Origin of the sequence: Brunnivagina elsteri CCALA 953 (assembly GCF_002289455.1) — a bacterium.
Classification (GTDB): domain Bacteria; phylum Cyanobacteriota; class Cyanobacteriia; order Cyanobacteriales; family Nostocaceae; genus Brunnivagina; species Brunnivagina elsteri.
Genome location: NZ_NTFS01000661.1, coordinates 1 through 2,176, shown reverse-complemented (window position 1 = coordinate 2,176; position 2,176 = coordinate 1). Strand labels below are relative to the sequence as shown.

Annotated in this window: 1 protein-coding gene; it reads right to left on the bottom strand. The window is 41.3% G+C overall.

From position 1 onward, the window contains the following. Window positions 1-159: 159 nt before the first annotated feature. Window positions 160-2,176, bottom strand: a 2,017-nt coding sequence (locus tag CK510_RS33765; protein WP_095725021.1) for an AAA family ATPase, incomplete at its 5' end; no start/stop codon positions are given.

Here is a 2,176-nt window from a genome sequence, read left to right as displayed (position 1 = left end):
GTATCAGGGGTAACGAGGGGAGGTAATTAGACTTTTTATTTTCCCCCCTTGGAAAGGGGGGTTAGGGGGGATGACTTCCGGGATATGAAGGGAAATCAGACTTGTGTGTACACTGTAGCCAATCCATCGGGGGTATTTTGCGAGAATTGTCGATTTGTCCTAACGCAATACCCAACGGCGAAATAATTCTACAGTAATTTGCCAACGTCCTTGATTTGTGATCGCAACATCATGACGGATTAATGTTGCGATCGCATCTTCTAATATTCCGACATCTAAGTTTGTGGATTGTACTAATTCTTCTATCGTCAAACCTTGTGGATATGGTGCTAAAGCTTGTAATATCGTTTGTTGTCCTGCTGCACCTTCTAATGCTTGACTCCATACACCGTCAAAATAGTAACGTCCACGTTGGAAAAATACGGGGTCATTGATGACCGTTTCCACATCATCTAGGGTGAAGATGGGGTTAGTATTTTGCTTCATTGCAAAAGTGCGATCGTTGTAGCGACGTACTAATTGGAATCCGACCAATTGCACCAAAAAAGGTTGTCCGTGGGTGACTTGGTAGATTTTATTTAGTGCTTCGGGGGTATAGTCGAGGGGAAAGTCATCAATACCAGGATTTGCCAAAATGACGCTGGTTGCATCTGGTTCCATGAAGCTAACTTTGATTGGTGGGGTAAAGCTAGCGTAAAGTGGTTGGAAATAGTCTGCGGTCATTTCTTCGAGGGTATGCAAACCTGCGAGGATAAAACCGATTTTGGGACTCATTTGGACTAAGCTGCGGAGATAACCCATGAAGCTTTGGGGAATTTTTCCTGCGGCAATTAATTCTTCGATTTTTTCAAATTCATCTAGGGCAATAATTAATCCCTGTAGAGACGTTACATGTAACGTCTCTACAATGCGTTGTAAATAACGGGTGAATGTGCGGTACGGTAAATTTAATAAATCTTCGTCGCTTGGTGGGGGGATATTTACGGTTTGGGAAATGGCATCGCTCAAAGCCATTAATACTTCCCCTTCATGGGCAACGTCACCTACACCTAACAAGTTAACATAGGCAATTTTCACACCAGCACCAACTCGTTGCGAGAGGTTGCGGAGGATAGAAGTTTTCCCCATGCGTCGATGTCCGTAGAGAACGACAGATTGCATGTTGGTTCCCATTAACCAGAGTTCTTCGAGTTGACGCATAATATCATCCCGTCCTACAAATAATTGTCCCTCAACTGGGTCGCCGACAATGTAGGGATTTGTGACGGGTTTGGTAATTTCAACTTGTCCAACTTCCAGCGTTTGTTTTTCTAGGGCAGTTTTCCAAGTTGTGGCAATGTCGATAATTAAATACCGTTCTGCTTCCGGAATAGTTTCGGGATTGTCGAGGATTTGTAGAAGTTCTCCGATCGCACGGTTGAGGGCAAATGCACGGGAAGCGCGAGAAGTACTGTTTTGGATGACCTTGGCATCGGCAATAACGCGATCGCACGAGTTGATTGCTTGCCAGGTATTTGGACGTAATAACGGTTCCGATGACGGGAAATTTCGTGTTTCAGGGTTGATATTCGCGATCGCACTAAAATCTTCAGCTTGGTGGAATATTGCGATCGTATGGGCAAGGGTATACATTTCCTCACCATAAGGGAGCGATCGTACTTCGGCAAATGCTTTTGCTGCTTTGATTGGTTGTTTTTCGTGGAGATACCAAAATCCTGCGGCAGTTGCACGGGGAGGAGTATCTAATCGGACATTTATTTGAAAAAAACGTTGTCGCCAATAAGAAGGAATAAACAAATATCCTAGTGATAGCGATTTTATGTTTTCACTCAGAGAGGCAGAAGCAAAAAATACTAATTTGAAATCATCACTACTTTTTGCTAATTGAGTAACTCTATAAATAATATGTTCATCCGATGTTATTAATAAAGCTGAATTTAAAGCATTAATAATTGGTACAAATTGAAATGTATATTTCGATAATTCTCTTATGTTATGCAAACCAATTTCCCAATCTTGTCTCAACCAGTCTTGCAAGTGTTTTGTCAAGTTATAATTCAATGAAATATATGGGATAGAAGTTACATTGGGTATATAAGATTGTCTTTTTCTACAAAATATAATATTAAAAATAAACTTTAATATCCAATCTTCTGGACGCAATATGCTAAAACTC